General features: G+C 43.1%; 13 protein-coding genes. 8 read left to right on the top strand and 5 right to left on the bottom strand.

What is annotated here, in order from left to right:
- Window positions 1-145: 145 nt before the first annotated feature.
- Entirely contained in the window at window positions 146-1,867 is a 1,722-nt protein-coding gene (locus tag BUB81_RS14565) for a tannase/feruloyl esterase family alpha/beta hydrolase (RefSeq protein WP_073324053.1), read from the top strand.
- Between the two features lie 94 nt (window positions 1,868-1,961).
- Here BUB81_RS14565 and BUB81_RS14560 read toward each other — a convergent pair whose 3' ends face one another.
- A complete protein-coding gene (locus BUB81_RS14560) occupies window positions 1,962-2,912 on the bottom strand; it encodes a PDR/VanB family oxidoreductase (protein ID WP_073324051.1) in 951 nt (316 codons plus the stop codon).
- Window positions 2,900-3,982 carry an aromatic ring-hydroxylating oxygenase subunit alpha gene (locus BUB81_RS14555; RefSeq protein WP_073324049.1) on the bottom strand — a complete coding sequence of 361 codons (1,083 nt, stop codon included), beginning with the start codon at window positions 3,980-3,982 and terminating at the stop codon, window positions 2,900-2,902. Before BUB81_RS14555 ends, BUB81_RS14560 begins: the two co-directional genes overlap by 13 nt.
- 268 nt (window positions 3,983-4,250) lie before the next feature.
- Here BUB81_RS14555 and BUB81_RS14550 point away from each other — a divergent pair, with 268 nt between their 5' ends.
- Complete coding sequence (locus BUB81_RS14550) at window positions 4,251-4,952, top strand: GntR family transcriptional regulator (protein WP_073324047.1); 702 nt, start codon at window positions 4,251-4,253, stop codon at window positions 4,950-4,952.
- Window positions 4,953-5,079: 127 nt separating this feature from the next.
- Here the strand turns inward: BUB81_RS14550 and BUB81_RS14545 are convergent, their stop codons facing one another.
- Complete coding sequence (locus BUB81_RS14545) at window positions 5,080-5,451, bottom strand: hypothetical protein (protein ID WP_073324045.1); 372 nt, start codon at window positions 5,449-5,451, stop codon at window positions 5,080-5,082.
- A gap of 304 nt (window positions 5,452-5,755) precedes the next feature.
- Here BUB81_RS14545 and BUB81_RS14540 point away from each other — a divergent pair, with 304 nt between their 5' ends.
- On the top strand, window positions 5,756-6,604 hold the full coding sequence (locus BUB81_RS14540) for an LOTUS domain-containing protein (protein ID WP_073324043.1): 849 nt from the start codon (window positions 5,756-5,758) through the stop codon (window positions 6,602-6,604).
- 6 nt (window positions 6,605-6,610) lie between these two features.
- Here BUB81_RS14540 and BUB81_RS14535 read toward each other — a convergent pair whose 3' ends face one another.
- The gene (locus tag BUB81_RS14535) at window positions 6,611-7,618 is read right to left on the bottom strand and encodes a hypothetical protein (RefSeq protein ID WP_073324041.1); all 1,008 of its coding nucleotides are present in this window, start codon (window positions 7,616-7,618) and stop codon (window positions 6,611-6,613) included.
- Between the two features lie 28 nt (window positions 7,619-7,646).
- Window positions 7,647-7,838 carry a BrxR family transcriptional regulator gene (locus BUB81_RS22555; RefSeq protein ID WP_483869308.1) on the bottom strand — a complete coding sequence of 64 codons (192 nt, stop codon included), beginning with the start codon at window positions 7,836-7,838 and terminating at the stop codon, window positions 7,647-7,649.
- 272 nt (window positions 7,839-8,110) lie between these two features.
- Between BUB81_RS22555 and BUB81_RS14530 the strand changes: the two genes are divergently transcribed.
- From BUB81_RS14530 to BUB81_RS14510, 5 genes are read left to right on the top strand one after another with little or no spacing between them, the layout of a single operon-like run.
- On the top strand, window positions 8,111-10,288 hold the full coding sequence (locus BUB81_RS14530) for a Z1 domain-containing protein (RefSeq protein WP_073324039.1): 2,178 nt from the start codon (window positions 8,111-8,113) through the stop codon (window positions 10,286-10,288).
- Window positions 10,289-10,297: 9 nt separating this feature from the next.
- Window positions 10,298-10,792, top strand: coding sequence for a BREX-3 system P-loop-containing protein BrxF (brxF, locus tag BUB81_RS14525; protein WP_073324037.1), 495 nt, complete (start codon window positions 10,298-10,300; stop codon window positions 10,790-10,792).
- Window positions 10,789-14,511, top strand: coding sequence for a DUF6079 family protein (locus tag BUB81_RS14520; protein WP_073324035.1), 3,723 nt, complete (start codon window positions 10,789-10,791; stop codon window positions 14,509-14,511). The genes brxF and BUB81_RS14520 overlap by 4 nt, the downstream gene beginning before the upstream one ends.
- Window positions 14,512-14,565: 54 nt before the next feature.
- Window positions 14,566-17,391: a DNA methyltransferase gene (locus tag BUB81_RS14515; RefSeq protein WP_073324033.1), complete on the top strand. Its 2,826-nt coding sequence runs from the start codon at window positions 14,566-14,568 to the stop codon at window positions 17,389-17,391.
- Between the two features lie 30 nt (window positions 17,392-17,421).
- Window positions 17,422-20,163, top strand: a complete 2,742-nt coding sequence (locus BUB81_RS14510) for a DNA methyltransferase (protein WP_073324031.1) — start codon at window positions 17,422-17,424, stop codon at window positions 20,161-20,163.

The raw sequence follows: 20,163 nt of genomic DNA, 5'->3' as shown, positions 1-20,163 counted from the left end.
GTTTTTTGGAACGTATCGGGCTCAGTTTACGCTGAGCCCGGCTTCGTTTATCAACTCACTATTTGGACAACATGTGCCACAAACATCCTCTCTATTGGCGGTATTGTTGATGTAAGCAAGCACAAACTTACATTAGGATAATAAAATGACTAAGCATAATATTTTTCATGCATTTACGCTAGCCGCACTGTCTTCGACACTATTGGCTTGTAATTCTTCAAACAACGATATCTCCCCCGTAGAAATACCCCAACTTTCGCCTGCAACCGCGGCTAATTTATCTGGCAATTGTAACGACCTCGCAGCAAGTATGAGTGCACTTGCCAATACCACGATCACCTCAAGCAGCGAAGTAGCAGCGGGGGAACTAATGGTGGCCGGCAATGACATTCCCGCCCATTGTTTGGTAACAGGTAGCATGTTTGAACGCGTTAGTGATATAGACGGGAACGTATATGCTATTCGCTTTGAAATGCGCTTGCCTCTTCACTGGAACGGTCGCTTTTATCATCAAGGCAATGGCGGTATCGATGGCTCGGTTGTAACCGCGGTGGGCGATGCCGGGCCAGGTAACTTGAGCAATGCACTGTATCAGGGGTTTGCGGTGCTAAGCTCTGACGCTGGACACAGCGGAGCGTTAGGGCCGGCTTTTGGTGTGGATCCGATTGCCCGATTGGATTATGGCTATAAAGCAGTTGAGAAATTAACGCCAATGGCTAAGGAGCTGATCTCCATTGCATATGGCAAAGGGCCTGATCGTTCCTATTTTGGCGGCTGTTCAAATGGTGGGCGTCATACTTTTAATACATTTGCTCGCATGCCAGATGAATATGACGGATATCTTGCGGGTGCCCCTGGTTTCAGACTGCCTTATGCTGCTATTGCCAATATCTTCGGCGCGCAGCGTTACCTTTCAGTCGCCACTGACCCGAGTGATATTTCTACCGGGTTCACAGCCGAAGAGCGCAATATGGTTGCGACCGCTGCACTAGTGAAATGTGATGACCTGGATGGTATAAACGACGGCTTGATCGGCGACGTTGAAGCTTGCCAACGTGTCTTTTCATTGGATGATGTCCCATCTTGTTCATCTGAACGCGACGGCACATGCTTGTCATCGCAACAAAAGGAAGCCCTTTCACCTATATTTTCCGGGGCCGTTACGGCGTCCGGTGAAGCTTTCTATGCGCCCTTTCCATTTGATACGGGTATTGCAAGCCCAGACTATAATTTCTGGGATTTCTTCGCCCCATTGGTACTCGATTCCGGCGGCGTTGGATTGATTTGGGGAGTGCCCGTTGCCGATCCGGCGACATTCAACGGCCCGGAATTCGCACTTACTGGCTCAATCGACGATATGCTCACCAGTATTGAATCGACCGACGACGTATACACAGAAGCAGCTAGCAGCTTTATGATCCCGCCAAACAATGCAGAAGCCCTATCCGCAGTGCGCGATAGAGGTGCCAAAATTATGGTTTATCATGGTGTAAGTGATGCCATTTTCTCAGCACTGGATACGATTAACTGGTACAACAATCTCACAGCAAACCACAATGACGACGCGTCTGATTTCGCTCGATTGTACCTGATGCCAGGTATGGGACATTGTTCCGGTGGTGCGGCGGTAGACCAGGTTGATTTATTAACGCCATTAGTTGCATGGGTAGAATCTGGTATTGAGCCTGAAGGTCTTGTTGCAACAGCGCGGGGAGCAGGAAATCCGGGAGGTGAAAACCCTGCCATACCCGCTTCATGGGCCGCAGACCGAACTCGCCCGTTATGTGCCTATCCGACGGTAGCCCGATACAATGCGGATGCCGGAAATGGGGATGTAGAATCTGCTGAGAGTTTTAGTTGCCAATAATCAACGATTATTAAGAAGAAGCAGGCTTGCAGCACAAGCCTGCTTATTATGATTTGGAAGAACACAGATTCACTGCTTATATAGACCTGGCTAATTACAAATCCAATACCAGCCGTTTGCTTTTTGCACGGGAACAGCACGGCGTAATCTGATTCATTTTCTGTTTTTCATCTGCACTCAAAAACACGTCTTTATGGTCGGCTTCACCCTCGAGCAGACCGGTAAGGCAGGTACCACAAACGCCTTCTTCACAAGCCACCGGAATAAACATACCGTTGTCTTCCAAAACATTCAAAATAGAGACGTCTTCAGCAACCTGCAAAACCTGCCCGGTGCTATTAATAACTACCTCGAAACGTTGATCCTGACTATGGTCTATTGCTTCAGCCGCAAAAAATTCCCGATGGATATTTTCTGTTGGCCAGCCATGTTGCTCAGCAGCACTGATAACGTCCTGAATAAAGAGATTCGGCCCACAGATATATAACTGAGTATCTTGGTTGTAGTCAGCCAACAACCGATACGGATTAAGCCGGTTTTGGCTGTTACCTAAACTAAAATGAAAATGACAATTGCGCGCATAATCTGAGTTTGAAATACGATCGTAGTAGGCAGCATGTTGCTGTTCCCGGGCACAATAATGTAACTCAAAAGGTGTGTCTTCAGCATGCAGTTGCTCGGCCATAGCCAACATCGGAGTGATTCCAATGCCAGCCGCAATCAATAACGTTTTATGGGTGCCTTGTACTAGTGGAAACAAGTTTTTAGGCGCACTAATGGTTAACACATCGCCTTGTTGAAGTTGATCATGGATGTATTTTGAACCACCCCGGCTATTAGGCTCATTTAAGATAGCGATTTCATAATGCTTGGTATCTACCCCACCACATAATGAATATTGGCGAATAATGCCATTTGGTAAATGTACGTCGATATGAGCCCCGGCTTGCCAGGCAGGCAAAGCACTGCCATCGACCGCCGCCAGTTGTAAACGGCACACAGACGCCGTAAGTGGCTGTTTGTTGGTGACGATCACTTCGAACATTGTTTTTCTCCGGCGTTCGTGGATGCGGAAGCCGCTTGCTCTTGCTTTATAACACGCTCAATCATTCTGCGTGCCTGTACGCCACCGGCGTCAATATCCAGCTTCAAAAGAGCCCGGTCAGGGTAATCCAATAAGTTTCGTTGCTGACGCTCCAATACTTCCAGGTCTTCCGCAAAAATGGCGCCTTGACCTTGTTGAATGGTTTGCGTCAGTGCCTGATCTTCTGGTTTAAAATCACGCGCCATCCCCCAGAAATACCAAATTGAATGCTCAGTTTCCGGCGTAATAAAGTCCACAACGATACTACTGGCTTTATGTGACTTAGGTGCGTCATATCCGCCCTTTCTGGCATGAGCAACACCCACTTCAATCATAATGTGGCTGGGAAGTGAAAAACGGCATATTTGCCAGCGATCTACTGCTACATCGTCTGCTAAGTCATTGGCACGCAGAGCAGCTTGCCAAAAAGGTGGGGCCATTACGTTGTCCATAAATCGGCTTGTAACCACCGTTTGGCCTTCCATTTTGGTGGAAACCGGTGACTCATCTATTTCTTTTTGTCCAATACTGCTAGCGTGAACATAGGTTTCATGCGTTAAATCCATTAAGTTGTCGATCATCAGCCGATAATCACACTTAATATGATAAAGGCCGCCCCCATATCCCCAATCAGGGTTATTAGCCCAATGTAATTCAGGGATTAGACTGTCATCGGCCAAGGTTTGATCGCCCGGCCATATCCACACAAAACCATGACGCTCAATCACCGCAAAATGCTTTATACAGGGAAAGTGCGCAACCCGTTGATTGGGCATGGATTGGGTTTTGCCATCATCTCCCATGCGCAAACCGTGATACCCACACACCAGCTGCCCGTTTTCTACAAACCCCAACGACAAGGGCGCACCACGATGAGGACAGAAATCTTCTACCGCTACAATTTTTTGCTGTGGATTTCGAAAGAAAACAAGCTTGATACTGCAGATCTGGCGAGCAAACGGTTTGTCTGAAATTTCGTCTGGTGTTGCAGCTACGTACCAAGTATTCAATGGGTAACTTTGTGGATGCATGAGTTTAACCTTTTATTAACTATTGGATCCACTTTATGATCTTTTTTACGCATTAACAACATAAAACCCCAATTTTTGGATCCAATAATTAATCACTCATATATATCAGAAAACGCAAAACGCAGCCTCTTTGCTCACTATCACTCATGTGAGCTGCCTATAAATACGCTATTTCAATATGTTGACCAAACCAGCATAATATAAATTATTGGATCCAATTAACTCTCAGAATGCGGTAGCGTATTGCCCTTTTTGTAATGGAGGTGTTATGCCACGTGAAGGTCAGGCAGTAATTAGTATTTTGCGCGATAAGATTGTCTCCGGTGTCTTTCCGGCAGGTGAGCGCCTGGCTGAGATTCCGACGGCAGAACTATTGGGCGTGTCACGAACTCCGGTTCGCATTGCATTCAGAGCCCTTGCACAAGAAGGCCTGCTAATTAAGTTACCGCGACGCGGATACCAGGTCAGAAAGGTAACCAATGACGAAATATTGGGTGCGGTTGAAGTACGTGGTGTGTTGGAAGGTCTGGCAGCAAGGCAAGCAGCAGAAAAAGGATTAACCGAAGATACCCGGGTGCAACTTGCAGAGTGCTTAAAAAATGCCGACGCTATATTCGAAAAGGGCTATTTAACTGAAGAGGATATTGAACAATACAACGTAATCAACAAGCAGTTTCATGATTTGATTGTCAACGCCAGTGGCAATCCGGCAATCCAATCGGCAATGCAACTAAGTGAACATTTACCTTTCGCATCAGTAAACGCATTAGTATTTAACCCTAAACAATTAGATCGAGAGTTCAGACGGTTCAATTTTGCCAACATGCAACATCATGTTGTATTTGACGCTCTGTTAAAACGGCAAGGGGCCCGAGCTGAAGCCGTAATGAAAGAGCATGCACATGCTACGTTAAGTCAGGTAGATTTGTGCGAGAGCCCTGATTCTCGTACGTGTAATCCTTCGAAGTAAGAACAACATCCAGAATAAACGAAATAAATCGTTATGGATCACCGTGAAAGTTTTAGCCTTGAATAGAGTGATGAGCAAAAGTGTTCATGAATAAAAATTTCACTTCAATGCCCTATGAGGGAACTGCTCATTGCTTCCAAAAGTAAGAAACAATTATACCAGCACCGAAGCATATCAAGCTAAAAGCAGTCATACGAATCAATTTCATTCTAGATGCCAGCTCTTCTAATACCTTTCCTTCAGCCAGCTTATTGACTAGGTAATCCTGCCCTTGAACAGAGACCACAATAGAAATAGCAAAACACGACAAAGCGGCATACACATGCTTTCCTATAGTAATTTGGTCGAGCTGAAGTAAAATTACGATGCCGCCAATTATCGCTGAACCCAACCAAGCAAACTGCTTTAAAAGCTCAAATTGAAGTTCAACCGCGGTTGCTGTGTAATCAGGATGTATAGCAGTAACCGGTTTTTTGGGCATACTTTTTTTATTACTCACATTCTGACCTATTGGTAGTTTTTAAGTAAGTTCTAGTCAGCTTTCACTGACGACTGGTTAGAGCATTATACTTCACGTCATTCTTTGCAAGCCTATTTTACCAACCAGGACTGTGAAACTATCCCATCAACTTAGTGGCAGCTATACCTTTTACAAAATGTCTGTCATTACAAAACGTTTACACGGGTCACACGGCTGACACGAGTGGCAACCACAGCAAAATAATTAGCAAAATATTTTTGCTGCCACATAGTCGATATAGACTTTAAAATAGCCAATGAATTTCGTTATTCCGGTGACAATCATGGATGAACAAGTAGAAACGGCAAGAAATGAATGCATGCGACGTATTGGCAGAAATATGCTCATGTTTCAGCGCATGGAGCAGCTTCTTAAGTCTTTACTGGCAAACAGCTCTCTGGAGGGCTATGAGAAAGAGCTAGAGAGCATAAAAGCTAAACGGGCATCCGATATCTCGTCGATGACAATGGGCCAGTTATCGAACGAATATTTCAACACGATCTTCGATACATCAGAAAATGAATTACCTCCTCATGAAGATCCATCTCAACACTATCTATCTTTCAAATATTCTGTGCAGCGCTCCGAAGAAAGAATCAATGCAGAGAAACAGTATTTTTCTGAGTTGGTAAAGGAGCGTAATGAGTTAGTCCATCATTTACTCCCCAAATACGACCCGACCTCACTGCAAAGTATTGAGGAACTCAGCGAATCACTCGAAAAGCAACGAGAGAGATTCTTACCGGCTCTGAAAAACCTAACCACTCTTTGCGAAACACAGCAAAACATTCGTCAGCAAATAGCTGACTTTTTTCAGTCCGAGGCGGGCGGCAGGTTTCTTGTAGAAGGTATCTACCCCGGTGAAACCCGATTAGACAAATTACTGAGAGATGCCGCATCATTTTCAACCCGGGACGATGGTTGGTCATCACTCAACCTCGCAGGTCAATTTATAAAAAATCAGCCTGAAGATATCATTGAAAAAGTATGTGAGGAGCTAGCGTTTTCAACACTTCCTGCATTAAAAACGCTTATTGAAAAATCACCAATTTTTGAGCTTAAAACTCAGCCGACTAAAAACGGCTTTATTTGGTTATATCGGTTAAAACCACATCCTGATGAGCACCAGTAACTATTGTTATGTGGAGCCAGAAAAATACTCCAATCGCGTTAAATGCAAAGGATTATTCCCTCCGAAATAGGGATTCGGGAAACGACAAGGCTTTAACCTGTAGGTTGCTTCAACACGTTCTATTGTCTGCTGACAGAACTGCTGGGCTTTGTGATTTAAACGAGATCGCGATTCTTTCAGTACAACCCGGCTAAAATATGCATCCAACAAATCTAACTGCCCTTCCGAATCAAAAATTGTCGAAAAAACAGATAATCGCTCCGCCTGACTGGCTCTGGATTCGATGTACTCAGTTTCAGATTCGAAACCCAGGATTGCATGCAAATAGTAAACGGCACCTTCCCAGTAAGCACCGTGGACAAACAAATCGTTTGAATGCGATGGATACTTTGGAAACCTTGGAACCCGGCTATCTTTCAAAGCGTTTATGATGGGTTGATAGGCAGTATGCCAATCATTCTTTAACGATGGTTCTTCTGCCCATAAAAAGCGGATTTTTCCAGAAGACATAATAACCGGATAAGGCGGAGCGGGTAACTGCAGGTCAGACACAGAAGTAAAGACCATCCCACCAGCAAGCCCTCCAAATTCACTTGAAAATACCGGTAATGCGCCCCTTTCAGCTACACCAAGCATATGAGTGAACCAACCAACGAAAGCGTAATTCTCCCCAACACTTGCGGCTATTAATTCTGGGAAACGCTCTTTAATTCGTTCGGCGAGCTCTTTGGCTGTTAAATCTTTTGCGTCCACCCAGCCGAAATAACAATTTCCCTCTTTAGCTGAAGAATGGTTTGCTCGTTCATGCTTAAGCATTTTTGTGCTTTGAACAAAGCCATCTTCATCAAAATATAAGTTTTGAAATGGATGTAAACGGATACGCCAGTCCGTACCTGACGGACTCATTACACAGATGCAGGCCAAATTATGAAACCCTTGCTTGTGCAGTTCTTGCACGGCATGTAATAACCTAACACTGCGTCTGATGATTGGGTTATTTTTCTCTGTTGTCATTTACTTGGTGTAGTAGATTCTTCTTTCATTAAAACAGCCACTGTTTTATGGCATCGATGTTCTCTATCACAATTTGCTGGGCTTTGGGATCAGCCGATACCGTATTCTGGTCGACATTCATCATCTGTAGAAGATACTGCACCATGGAGCCTCTAACCGGTATGTCACATTCAGAGGAGGAACATGATCCCAATGCAGCGCAAGACTTTGACTCGCACATCTTCCACAATAGTGACAAAAGCCCTCATCGTCATCCAATGACATTGGATATATTTTTTTATACCCCACATTATTGACGATCCGGTGATTCGACATAAAAACCTCATAGCATTTATTGTGAAAAATAACAATTATACATCTTGATAAAATGAGACTATCTTGCTATGTCACTTTTCTCAAGTAAATGCTATGTTATGCCCATGGAAAAGGCATAATTTAATCAAAGACTTGAAGTTTTAATAACCTTAAGATCGTATGGAGTGGTAGTTGTATATGGATAAATTGAATCTTGGCGGGGATTATTACCAACATTTTTTGAACTCGGCTCAGTATCCTTACACAAATGAAGAACGGCATTGTATTGAATCCACTGTTTCGAAATTAAACAGTTTCAAAACAAAAGGGGATCATCCTGGCATGCTGCTTGGAAAGATCCAAAGTGGAAAAACCAAGACCTTCATGGCAATTATAGGGCTAGCTTTCGACAACAATTATGATGTCTCCGTCATCCTGACTAAGGGCACCAAAGCGCTTTCAAAGCAAACTTTTCAACGTGTTCATCAAGAATTCAAACCCTTCTGTGATGCAGATGATGTATTGGTTTACGACATCATGCAGATGCCACAAACTCTTGTCGGCTATGAACTCAAGAAAAAAATCATCTTAATCGTTAAAAAGCAAAAGGATAACTTAGATCGCTTAGTCGAACTGTTTTCTAAAAAATATCCCACACTGGCTCAGAAGAAAGTACTTCTTATCGATGATGAGGCTGATTATGCGAGTGTCGGCTTTAAAAGGAATAATGGCGAAATTGACGCCAACCTAACAGCTGTAAAGTTAGAAAACCTTCGCAGTTTTGTTCCCTCAGCCGCTTTTCTACAAGTAACCGCCACACCTTATTCACTATACTTACAGCCGGAGAACACAGAGATTCGTGGCGAGGAGTTTAAGCCTGTAAAGCCTGCCTTTACCGAACTGGTACCGGTTAATGATGCTTATGTGGGGAGCAGCTATTACTTTGACGATGCCGAAGAAAACTCTGCAGCGAGCCATTTATATCAACCTCTGACTTTGGCTGAGCTCACCGCATTAAAAAAACCAGACGGCCGCCGCTTCAAAATCGATGATGTACTTACCTCCAGCGCTATTACAGGGCTTCGGAGCGCTTTCGTTAGTTTTATTGTAGGTGGTGCTATCCGCCAGCTACAAGCGCTTAAAGCCGGAGAGGGTAATCAGAAGTTTAGTTTTCTCATACATACTGAGGTAGCCAAGGCAACACACCAATGGCAAGAACAAGTTGTACTGCGTTTAGGCGAAGAAGTTACCAAAGCGGCGAATGACAATACCAGCCTATTTAACTCGTTGGTAAAAGAAGCGTACGACAACTTAGCGAAGTCAGTAGCCCTATCGGGATACTTTATGCCGCCAATTTCTCAAGTTATTGAACGCTGTCGCCAAGCCCTGGTCGATGGGGAATTGTTGGTAACAACCGTTAATTCAGAAAAAGAGATAGAGTCTCTATTAGATGAAACTGGTCAGTTAAAATTGAGAACTCCCCTAAATATCTTCATCGGAGGTCAAATTCTTGATCGAGGCATTACTATTGGCCGTTTAATCGGCTTTTACTACGGAAGAAGACCTGGTCGATACCAGCAAGATACTGTTCTGCAGCATTCTCGTATGTACGGTTATCGCCCTAAAGAAGACCTAGCGGTTACGCGCTTTTATACCGAGCCTGCAATTTACGCAGCGATGCGAAGCATGCATGAAAGCGATGTAGCGCTACGAGAGGCTATAGAGAAGAACCCCGAGCAATCTGTGGTATTCATTCAAAGGGCCCAAGATGGCTCAGTCATTCCATGTAGCCCAAATAAGATCCTATTAACTGACACCACTACTCTCAGACCACACAAACGCCTGCTTCCGGTTGGCTTCCAGACAGAGAAGAAAACCAAAACGCTTACCGTAACAAAAGAAATAGATACGTTATTAGCTACCTTCCAGCCTAGCGGTGCAGGAAAGGATCCGTTTAAAATTCCCACATCAGCAGCTCATCAGCTGCTCTCACTTTGTGAGCGCGTAATTAAGATGGAAGAAAGCGAAGGTTATACGTTTGATTGGCAAAGTGTTCATTCGGCCATTGATTATCTTGATAAGCGCTCTTCCACGCCAGGTGAGATTTGGTGTTTATGGTTAACCAACAGAAACAACCGACGGTTAGCTAGTATTGGCAGCCACACTAAATATGTTGCCACACCAGATACGGCAACAACCGAGGGCCGAACTGCGAGAGATACCGCTAAAGACACGCCAATGCTAATGCTGTTTAGACAAAACGGCGAAGAAGAAAAAGGATGGCAAGGTGCTCCTTTTTACTGGCCGTTAGTCTGGGCACCGGCAAATACGCCAGTTGCAATTTATGCAAATCAAACTAATGACCAGCAAAACTAGGTATAATCCATGCCATGTTTTAAAGTCACTCAAGTAGAAAGCCTTCAATCTACAATTGAAGAAAAGATGGCTTATGTTGCGCTTCAAAGTCATCAAATGCTGATTTTGGCTGGAGCTAGCTGCGAACAAATACATTCTCTGGCTCGAGTACCAAGGCTTCCCCTGTCAGAAAGGCTCTGTGAAAAACTGTTGCCCCTTTCACATAAACGTCGAATAGATGAAGCAGAGCAACAGTTGGAAGCATTAATTATGTTGGAACCAGGCGGCCCTATTTTGCTTGACCGGATTCAAGTTTTGTTCGAGCCAACACTACAACTTGACGTGTTGCGATGCCTAAAAGCCATATCGAAATATAGAATGCTAATTGTGAATTGGCCTGGTGATTATGACGGCAATAACCTCTTTTTTTCTATGCCAGGCAAAGCCGATTACGTTAATTATTCAGAGTCAGATTTAAATAGTGTGCCCGTACTGTGGTTAGCGGGCAACGGAGAACCAAAATGAAAAAATACGGCGAGCTCATCCAGTTTGAGCCAGTAAACACTATTGTAAAGTTACAAGAGGCGGCGGAAGAAACAAGAGCCCAGCAACTTGTAGCAAGCTACGTTATTTCAGACAAAATGTCTGTGAAAATTGCAGATGTGATCATCCCACAATTGCAGTTTACTGAGTCACTGGATAACAAGTCGCTTTGGATTGTAGGTAATTACGGTTCAGGTAAGTCGCACCTTATGTCTGTGTTATCAGCAGTCGCCGAGTTCCCTGGATTAGCGCAATACATTTCAAACGAAGCCGTACGCACTGCCGCTGATAAAATCGCTGGAAAATTTAAGGTTATCCGCTTTGAGATAGGTGCATCCAAGAAAGCTTTCGCCGACATCATCACCGACAACCTCACCAAGGGTTTAGCGGATTTTGGAATCGATTTTCACTTCCCAGAAATGACCCAGATTTCGTCAAATCATAAACCTTATTTTGAACAGATGATGGGGGCATTTCACGAGAAGTACCCAGACCAAGGATTGCTTCTAATCTGCGACGAAATGCTGGACTACCTACGCTCTCGTAATACCCAGGAATTGCCACTAGATATCGCGATGATGCGAGTATTAGGTGAAGTGATTGACGGAACCCGTTTTCGCTTTATTTGCGGCGTGCAAGAAGCAATATTTGATAGCGCGCAACTGTCCTTCGCTTCGCAAGAAGTAAAACGAATCCGCGATAGAGCAGAGCAAGTACTCATTACACGTGACGATATAAAATACGTTGTCGCAGAACGACTGCTTAAAAAGAACGCGCAGCAAATGGCGTGGATACGAGAGTACCTTCAAAAATTCACCCACTGCTTTGATCGCATGAGTGAGCGATTAGACGAATTCGTGCGCATGTTCCCAGTACATCCTGACTACATCACCATGTTCGAACGGGTTCGTGGTGCAGGCATTGAACAACGCCAGGTGCTACGAAGCTTATCACGTCAAATGCAGGCCTTAATGGAACTAGAGGTTCCAGAAACAATACCTGGCGTATTTTCGTACGATACCTATTGGGAAGAACTTCGAAACGATCCCAGCGCAAAAACAAATCCCGAAATCGGCCAAGTTATTGAAGTCGGCGAAACACTCTTTACGCGGATTGATCAGGCCTACCCGGCCCCACACGAAGTTGATTTTGCAAAGCGCTTAGTTGCAGCCCTTGCAATCCATCGTATGTCCGTGGGCGACATTTTTAATGAAATGGGGGCCACAGCAGCCGAATTACGCGATTCGCTCTGCTTGTACTTACCGCTCATCGAGCAGCTACCAGGTGAAAAAAGTAAGAACCTGGAAAATCAGATTGTCGCCGTCCTTACAAAAATCCGGCAAACCGTAAACGGTCAGTTTTTCTCTAAAAACAAAGCCAATGACCAGTTCTATCTGGATTTGAAAAAAACCGAAGATTTCGATGCCTATATCGAAAACAAAGTTCCATTGCTTGCCGACGATCAGCTCAATAATGCCTACCGCACGGCAATGCTAGAAATCTTACAAGAAACCGATGTAGCCAGACCTAACATTGAAATGTGGGAACACGAGCTAAAGTGGCTAAAACGAAATGTTAATCGCCCAGGCTGGCTATTTTTAGGCTCGCCGAACCAACGCGAGACCGCCAAGCCACCTCTCGATTATTATATGTACTTTGTTCAGCCGATTAATCCGCCAAAGATGAAAAAGGAATATATCCGCTCAGACGAAGTACTTTTTGTCCTCGACAAGCCTTCAGCAGAATTCGATCGCAACTTAAAATTTTATGCTGCCGCTATAGAACTGCAAGCCATGGCGACAGGTAATGCAAAAAATATCTATCAACTTAAAGCCAGAGCATTTTTGCAGGAGATGCAAAGCTGGCTTAAAGCCCATTACAAAGAGGCCTACTTGGCTCAATATAATGGTCAATCCAAGCCAATGATGGAGTGGTTAAAAGGCACCAATGTACGAGGTGTTACCAATTTACCAGACAATCAAGCTGGTAGCCTGCGTGATATTTTTGAAACTGTCGCCAGCGTTATTTTAGGTGATCACTTTGAGTCACTAGCCCCTGAATATCCGACTTTTAGTCAGGCAATTACCTACAGCAACATTCAAAGTGCCGCTACCGACGCGCTAGGATTTATCGCCGGTGGCGCAGCAACCAAACGAGCCAATGCGGTATTAGATGCTCTGGAATTACTAGACGGCGAGCAACTTAAGCCCGCTAAATCTCGTTATGCCCAAGCAGTGCTCGACGTGTTGTCGACTAAAGAGCAAGGGCAAGTCGTTAATAAAACTGAGCTGTTAGAACAAATACACTCGCGTTTATATTTCAAGCCAACGAGCTATAGGTTAGAGCCTGAGTGGTTACTGGTTATTCTGGCTAGCTTGGTTCATAGCGGTGAACTAGAACTCTCAGTAGTTGGCCATCACATTAACGCCAGTGATGTAATGAAATTCCGCAGCGTATCTTTTGATGTGCTAAAGGACTTCAAACACATTCAAGCGCCTAAAGACTTTAATGTCGCCGCGATAAAAGCGTTACTTAACCTGCTAGAGATGAATGAAGGCTTAGCCACTTCTATTCAGCAAGGAGATGAGAGCGTAGTACGAGATATGATGTCGCGTTGCGAAAAGCTGGTACAAGAACTCGTGCTCGGGCAACAGAGTATTAAAGGGCGCTTACCATTATGGGGGAACTATGTTGTCGAAGAGTCAGAAGCCAGTACCCTGACTCAACAAGTCAGCGCCCTTAAAGAGTTTTTAGAAGTCACCAACCGGTTTAATACACCAGGAAAACTCAAGAACTTTAAATCCACGACGGCAGACATTGGCGAACAAGCTAATAATCTTAGTGCGTGGAAAAACTATGTTGCCCTTCGAAACTTGGTGGACGAATTTAAAGACTACGCTGACTATCTATCACAAGCAGAAAATATTTTAACCGCAGACGATACATGGCAAACGGAACTTGTAGCTGTGCGCAAGGCACTGCGTGATGGCCTCACTGAGGCCAGTGTACGCCATACCACCACGTTTAAAACTCAACAACTGCAAGCGCTACAAAAGCTCAAAGTAGCCTATCAGCAACGCTTTATAGCTCTATATAACAAAGCGCGACTATCGCAATCGGAAGAAAAGCAGAAACAAGCACTACTAAAAGATGCCCGTTTACAGCAATTAGAAATGTTATCTGGCATTCATTTGTTGCCCGCAGTGCAGCTACAAGATTGGCGTAATCAAATAGCTAAGTTAAAAGAAGCCGAAGCGATCGATTCAAGTGTGTTCGAGCTCAACCCTCAACCTGTTGACTATTCACCGCGTTTGGAGACTGTGCTTGTAGCATCCCAGTTACTTAAACAACTTGACGACAAGCTCGATAGTCTGCTCACCGATTGGGCGTCAAACTTAAAAAGCCTGCTGGATGACCCTTTCATTAAGCTAGATCTATTAAAAGATGAAGATGCAAGTGAAATCCAGGCGTTTATTAGCAGTGGTACTTTGCCGGAACCACTATCCGCAAGCTTTATTGCAGCAGTCAATCAAGTGTTAGATGGACTTGAAGAAGTACGAATCAATCAAGAGCAGCTTCTCACCCAGTTAGGTCAGGGTTTACCGCAAACGGTAGAGGAAGTGACCGAGCGTTTCAAAAAGTTATTAGCAGAAAAATGCCAAGGTAAAGAGCTAAGCAAAGTTCGTATCATCATTGATTAACCGCTTTTAATGGGCAGGACTCACCTGCCCTACACAAATATATTGAGATTAGCGATGCAGCAAGACCCATTATTTACCGAACAAACCGAATCAAAAAAAGCAGAAGGGCCTGTCACTTGCCTGGGTAAAACCTTTAGCAACGATGTAGAGCGCAGAGCCTATTTTACCGAATTGCTGGCCGAAAAATTAAAAGACCCAGAATTTCGTAAGATTGAAGGTTTCCCCATTGGCAATGATGAGGATATTTTAAACCTGAGCGATCCACCTTATTACACTGCTTGCCCAAATCCTTGGATCGCCGATTTCATTGCACAGTGGGAAGACGAAAAGCCAGCTCAGCCGGAAGGTTATCATTATCATCGAGAGCCCTTTGCGGCAGATGTAAGCGAAGGTAAAAACGATCCTATATATAATGCGCATTCCTATCACACAAAAGTGCCGCACAAGGCAATCATGCGCTACATCCTACATTACACCAATCCTGGTGATATCGTGTTTGACGGGTTTTGTGGTACTGGGATGACAGGGGTTGCAGCACAGATGTGTGGCGATCGAGAAGTAATTGTATCTCTAGGCTATCAAGTCAGAACTGATGGAGCCATTCTTCGAGAGGAATACGATAAAGATGGCAAAGTAAAGTGGGTGCACTTTTCAGATTTAGGGGCTCGAAAAGTTATATTAAATGATCTCTCACCAGCAGCTAGCTTTATAGCTTACAACTATAATATGCCTGTTGATATAGAGGCGTTTATTGACAAGTCTCTCGCACTTATCAACGATGTTGAGCAAGAATGCGGATGGATGTATGAAACAACGCATCAAGACGGGGTCAGTAAAGGTAAGATAAATTACACGATATGGTCAGATGTTTTTTTATGCCCAGAGTGCTTAGAAGAAATTGTATATTGGGATAACGCTCTTGATCGAGAAGCAGGAAAGATGTTGGATGCCTTTCACTGCCCTCATTGCTCTACTCTTGTAAGTAAAAAAAGTCTAAAGCGATCTTGGATAAAAGTTTTTGATAAGGCTTTGAACAAAGTAATTGAACAAGCTAAGCAAACACCTGTTCTAATTAATTATTCTTTTCAAAAGAAAAAATTTGAAAAAAAACCAGATGAAGAAGATCTAGCCTTAATAAAAAAAATTGAAGAAAGTGAAATTCCTTATTGGCATCCTAAATTTGCCTTATCTGATGGTGTGAACACAAGGCAGCCAATTTCATCTCATGGTTTTGACCATGCCCATCACTTCTATACCAAAAGAAATTTATGGATTCTTTCTGCTTGCTGGAAACGTTTAATAAATGCTGGTATCAGATTTCCATTTTTATTTACTGCTAGTCAAAGAGCGCTGTCAAAAATGGCTAGCATTGCGTTCTCATACTTTTTTCATGGAGGTGGAGGTTTTATAAATGCGGGAACAAAAGGCACCTTATATATATCAAGTACAAATCCAGAAGTTTCAGTTTTTAATAGCTTAAGGTCCAGACTCAAGTCACTTAAGTTTACTTATAACGCGGCAAGTTCAAACTTCGCGATCGAAACAAAAAGTACAACGAAAAAATATAAATTGCCCGCCAATTCTATCGATTATTTATTTATCGACCCACCTTTTGGCTCCAATATTAATTACTCTGAATTAAACACACTTTGGGAGCCTTGGCTAGGTGCAGTAACGAACTCTGGTTCAGAAGCAATTGAAAACACAGTTCAGAAAAAAGGCGCAAACGAATACAGAATATTGATGCTTAGGGCATTTAGGGAGGCTTACAGGATATTGAAGCCCGGTCATTGGATGACAGTGGAGTTCTCAAATACAAAAGCATCTGTTTGGAACAACATCCAAACAGCGTTAACCGAAGCAGGATTTGTTGTTGCAAATGTTTCAGCGCTTGATAAGAAGCAAGGCAGTTTTAAAGCTTACACAACACCAACCGCGGTTAAACAAGACTTAGTTATTTCAGCTTATAAGCCAAATGGCGGCTTCGAAGAGCGATTCGAGAAAGAAGCAGAAACGGAAGCTGGTGTTTGGGACTTTATACGTACTCACTTGAAATACATACCAGTAACAAAGGCACAAGGTAATTCCCTAGCACAAATCCCAGAGCGAGATCCTAGAATATTATTTGACCAAGTAGTGGCATATTACGTTCGAAAAGGCTATCAATTACCGGTCTCTAGCCAAGAATTCCAGCTAGGTTTAGCTCAACGCTTCAAAGAACGCGATGGCATGTACTTCTTGGATGAACAAGCCGCTGAGTATGATAAGAAGAAAGCGTTAGTAGGAGAGCTAGTGCAAACTTCGCTATTTGTTAGTGACGAAGCGAGTGCTATTCAATGGCTACGCCAACTACTAAAACTTAAGCCTCAAGTCTTCTCGGATATTAACCCACAGTTTATGCAACAACTCAGTGGTTGGAGTAAAAACGAAGTTCAGCTTGATTTGCGCGATTTGCTAACCCAGAACTTCCTTTGTTATGACGGAGAAGATGATGTGCCAGAGCAAATCCACAGTTATCTGTCGACCAACTGGAAAGAATACAGAAATCTGACGAAAGACAGTGCACTGTTGCAAGCAAAGGCGAAAGATCGTTGGTATGTCCCTGATCCTAATAAAGCGGGTGACTTGGAAAAACTCCGTGAACGCTCACTGTTAAAAGAGTTTGAAGAATATAAATCGGCCAAGAAGAAGCTGAAAGTATTCCGGATTGAGGCAGTACGCGTTGGCTTTAAAAAACTATGGGAAGCGCAAGAGTTTACTAGCATCCTCGATATTTCCAGCAAGTTGCCTAATGACGTCATAGCAGGTGATCCCGTATTACTGATGTATTACGACCAAGCAATGATGCTCTCTCAAGCCAACTCAGACGAGGATTGGTAAAATCCAACAATCCAATTTCGGAATTAATGAATGAAACAACAAGAACTACTTGATGGCAGCAGTGCACTCACTGAAAACCAAAAGAACCAGCAAGTTATTTGTTTAGGTAAAGCCTTTAGCTGTGATGCAGAGCGCAGAGCGTATTTTACCAAATTACTGGCCGAAAAATTAAAAGACCCAGAATTTCGTAAGATTGAGGGATTTCCAATAGGCAATGATGAGGATATTCTAAACCTGAGCGATCCACCGTATTACACTGCTTGTCCAAACCCTTGGGTCGCCGATTTCATTGCACAGTGGGAAGACGAAAAGCCTGCTCAGCCAGAGGGCTACCATTACCATCGAGAGCCTTTTGCTGCGGATGTTAGCGAAGGTAAAAACGACCCTATTTATAACGCTCATCCGTATCATACAAAAGTGCCACCGAACGCAATTCTTAACTATATCGATCATTATACCAACCCAGGGGATGTAATTTTAGATTTTACATGCGGAACAGGTATGGTTGGTGTTGCATCAAATTCAAAAAAAGACCGAAATGTAATTTTATGTGATCTGTCCCCTGTTGCTTCATGGATATCATATGGAACTAATATTTTATTAAAAAAAAATGAAATCCATGATCTCAACGGCATTTTGAATGTTTTTAATGAAAAATTTAGTGATTTATATAAAGTAAACGTTGATGGTGTAGATAAGACAGTCTTATACACCGTTTGGTCAGACGTCTTTGTTTGTTCTAATTGCAATTCTTCATACACATATTGGGATGCAGCTCTAGATACTGAAATTGGTAATATCCAAGATACTTATAGCTGTCCATCATGTAAAAGCGTAATTAGTAAACGTGATTCTGCAGTCGTTAAGAAGACTGTTTTTAACCAAAAGAATCAAAAAAATGAAGAGTGCGCAGTAAGAGAGCCTGTTTTAGTTGTATTTCAGAACGGTTCGAGAAATGAAAGATATATAATTCCAAAGGATGAAAGAGAGCTATATCTAAAGTTTTCGGATGTTGATGCCAAAGAATATCCAGATGAACGAATAGATTTAGACTATGACATATGGTGGGACAGAGATTATAGTAAGTATAGTATCTTCACTATCGACAAATTTTTTACTAAGAGAGCGCTTTTAGCTCTTTCTGAGCTTAAAAAGTACTCGAAGACATTAGAGTACCCATATAACCACCTCTTAATGTGGTTACTAACTGCAGTTATGAGAGATTGCTCTCTAATGACTGGTTTAGATATAAAGAAGTACTTTCATGGGGGAGGAGGTCCTTTCTCTGGTGGGGTTAAAGGTACTTTCTTTATTCCGTCGCTAAGTGTTGAAAAAAATGTCCTTTTTGCATTAAGTAATCGAGTTAAGAGCGTTGTTGGAATTTTCTCCGATCAAAAACACAAAGGTAAAGGTAAGTCGGTAATTTCAACTCAGTCTGCTACAGATTTACTAAATATTCCAGACAAAACAATCGACTATATATTTGTTGATCCGCCATTTGGAAGTAATTTTATATATTCCGAGCTCAATATGATATCCGAAGCTTGGCTTTCAGTTAAAACCAATGAAAAAGAAGAAGCTGTTATCCATAGGCGTAGAAAGAAAGCCAAAAAGCTAAACGAATATCAAATTTTAATGCAATCACTGTTTACTGAGGCCTATCGAGTTTTGAAGCCGGGACATTGGATGACAGTTGAGTTTTCAAATACAAAAGCATCTGTATGGAACAGCATACAGTCAGCTTTAAGTGATGCGGGTTTCATCGTTGCTAATGTGTCAGCTTTAGATAAAAAACAAGGTAGTTTTAAGGCTGTAACGACTACGACCGCGGTAAAACAAGATTTGGTCATTTCTGCATACAAACCTAATGGTGGGTTCGAAGACCGATTTAAAGATGAAGCTACCACTGAAGCCGGAGTTTGGGACTTTATTCGTACGCATTTACAATATCTTCCGGTAGTTAAGGCGCAAGGCAATTCACTTCTACAGATACCTGAGCGAGATCCCAGAATATTATTTGACCAATTAGTGGCATTTTACGTTCGAAAAGGCTATCCGTTGCCAGTCTCTAGCCAAGAGTTCCAACTAGGTTTAGCTCAACGTTTCAAAGAACGCGATGGCATGTACTTCTTGGATGAACAAGCCGCTGAGTATGATAAGAAGAAAGCTTTAGCGGGTGAACTGGTTCAAACTTCGTTATTTGTTAGCGACGAGGCGAGTGCAATTCAATGGCTTCGCCAATTACTAAAACTTAAGCCGCAAGTTTTCTCTGATATTAATCCACAATTTATGCAACAACTCAGTGGCTGGAGTAAGAACGAAGTACAGCTTGATTTGCGAGATTTGCTGACCCAGAACTTCCTTTGTTATGACGGCGAAGATGATGTTCCCGAACAGATTCACAGCTACCTGTCGACCAACTGGAAAGAATACAGAAACCTGCCGAAAGACAGTGCACTGTTGCAAGCAAAAGCAAAAGACCGTTGGTATGTACCTGATCCGAATAAAGCAGGTGACTTGGAAAAACTCCGTGAACGCTCACTGTTAAAAGAGTTTGAAGAATACAAATCGGCCAAGAAGAAGCTGAAAGTATTCCGTATTGAGGCAGTGCGCGTTGGTTTTAAAAAGCTATGGGAAGCGCAAGAGTTTACCAGCATTCTCGATATTTCGAGTAAGTTGCCTAACGACGTCATTGCAGGTGATCCTGTGTTACTGATGTACTACGACCAAGCAATGATGCTCTCTCAAGCCAACTCAGGCGAGGACTGGTAA

The organism is Marisediminitalea aggregata, from assembly GCF_900129565.1.
Classification (GTDB): Bacteria; Pseudomonadota; Gammaproteobacteria; order Enterobacterales; family Alteromonadaceae; genus Alteromonas; species Alteromonas aggregata.
This window is presented reverse-complemented; position numbering and strand designations above follow the sequence as displayed.

Coding starts and splice junctions, on each gene's coding strand:
- BUB81_RS14565 (WP_073324053.1), top strand. CDS start 146: ATGACTAAGCATAATATTTTTCATGCATTTACGCTAGCCGCACTGTCT.
- BUB81_RS14560 (WP_073324051.1), bottom strand. CDS start 2,912: ATGTTCGAAGTGATCGTCACCAACAAACAGCCACTTACGGCGTCTGTG.
- BUB81_RS14555 (WP_073324049.1), bottom strand. CDS start 3,982: ATGCATCCACAAAGTTACCCATTGAATACTTGGTACGTAGCTGCAACA.
- BUB81_RS14550 (WP_073324047.1), top strand. CDS start 4,251: ATGCCACGTGAAGGTCAGGCAGTAATTAGTATTTTGCGCGATAAGATT.
- BUB81_RS14540 (WP_073324043.1), top strand. CDS start 5,756: ATGGATGAACAAGTAGAAACGGCAAGAAATGAATGCATGCGACGTATT.
- BUB81_RS14535 (WP_073324041.1), bottom strand. CDS start 7,618: ATGACAACAGAGAAAAATAACCCAATCATCAGACGCAGTGTTAGGTTA.
- BUB81_RS22555 (WP_483869308.1), bottom strand. CDS start 7,838: ATGTGCGAGTCAAAGTCTTGCGCTGCATTGGGATCATGTTCCTCCTCT.
- BUB81_RS14530 (WP_073324039.1), top strand. CDS start 8,111: ATGGATAAATTGAATCTTGGCGGGGATTATTACCAACATTTTTTGAAC.
- brxF (WP_073324037.1), top strand. CDS start 10,298: ATGCCATGTTTTAAAGTCACTCAAGTAGAAAGCCTTCAATCTACAATT.
- BUB81_RS14520 (WP_073324035.1), top strand. CDS start 10,789: ATGAAAAAATACGGCGAGCTCATCCAGTTTGAGCCAGTAAACACTATT.
- BUB81_RS14515 (WP_073324033.1), top strand. CDS start 14,566: ATGCAGCAAGACCCATTATTTACCGAACAAACCGAATCAAAAAAAGCA.
- BUB81_RS14510 (WP_073324031.1), top strand. CDS start 17,422: ATGAAACAACAAGAACTACTTGATGGCAGCAGTGCACTCACTGAAAAC.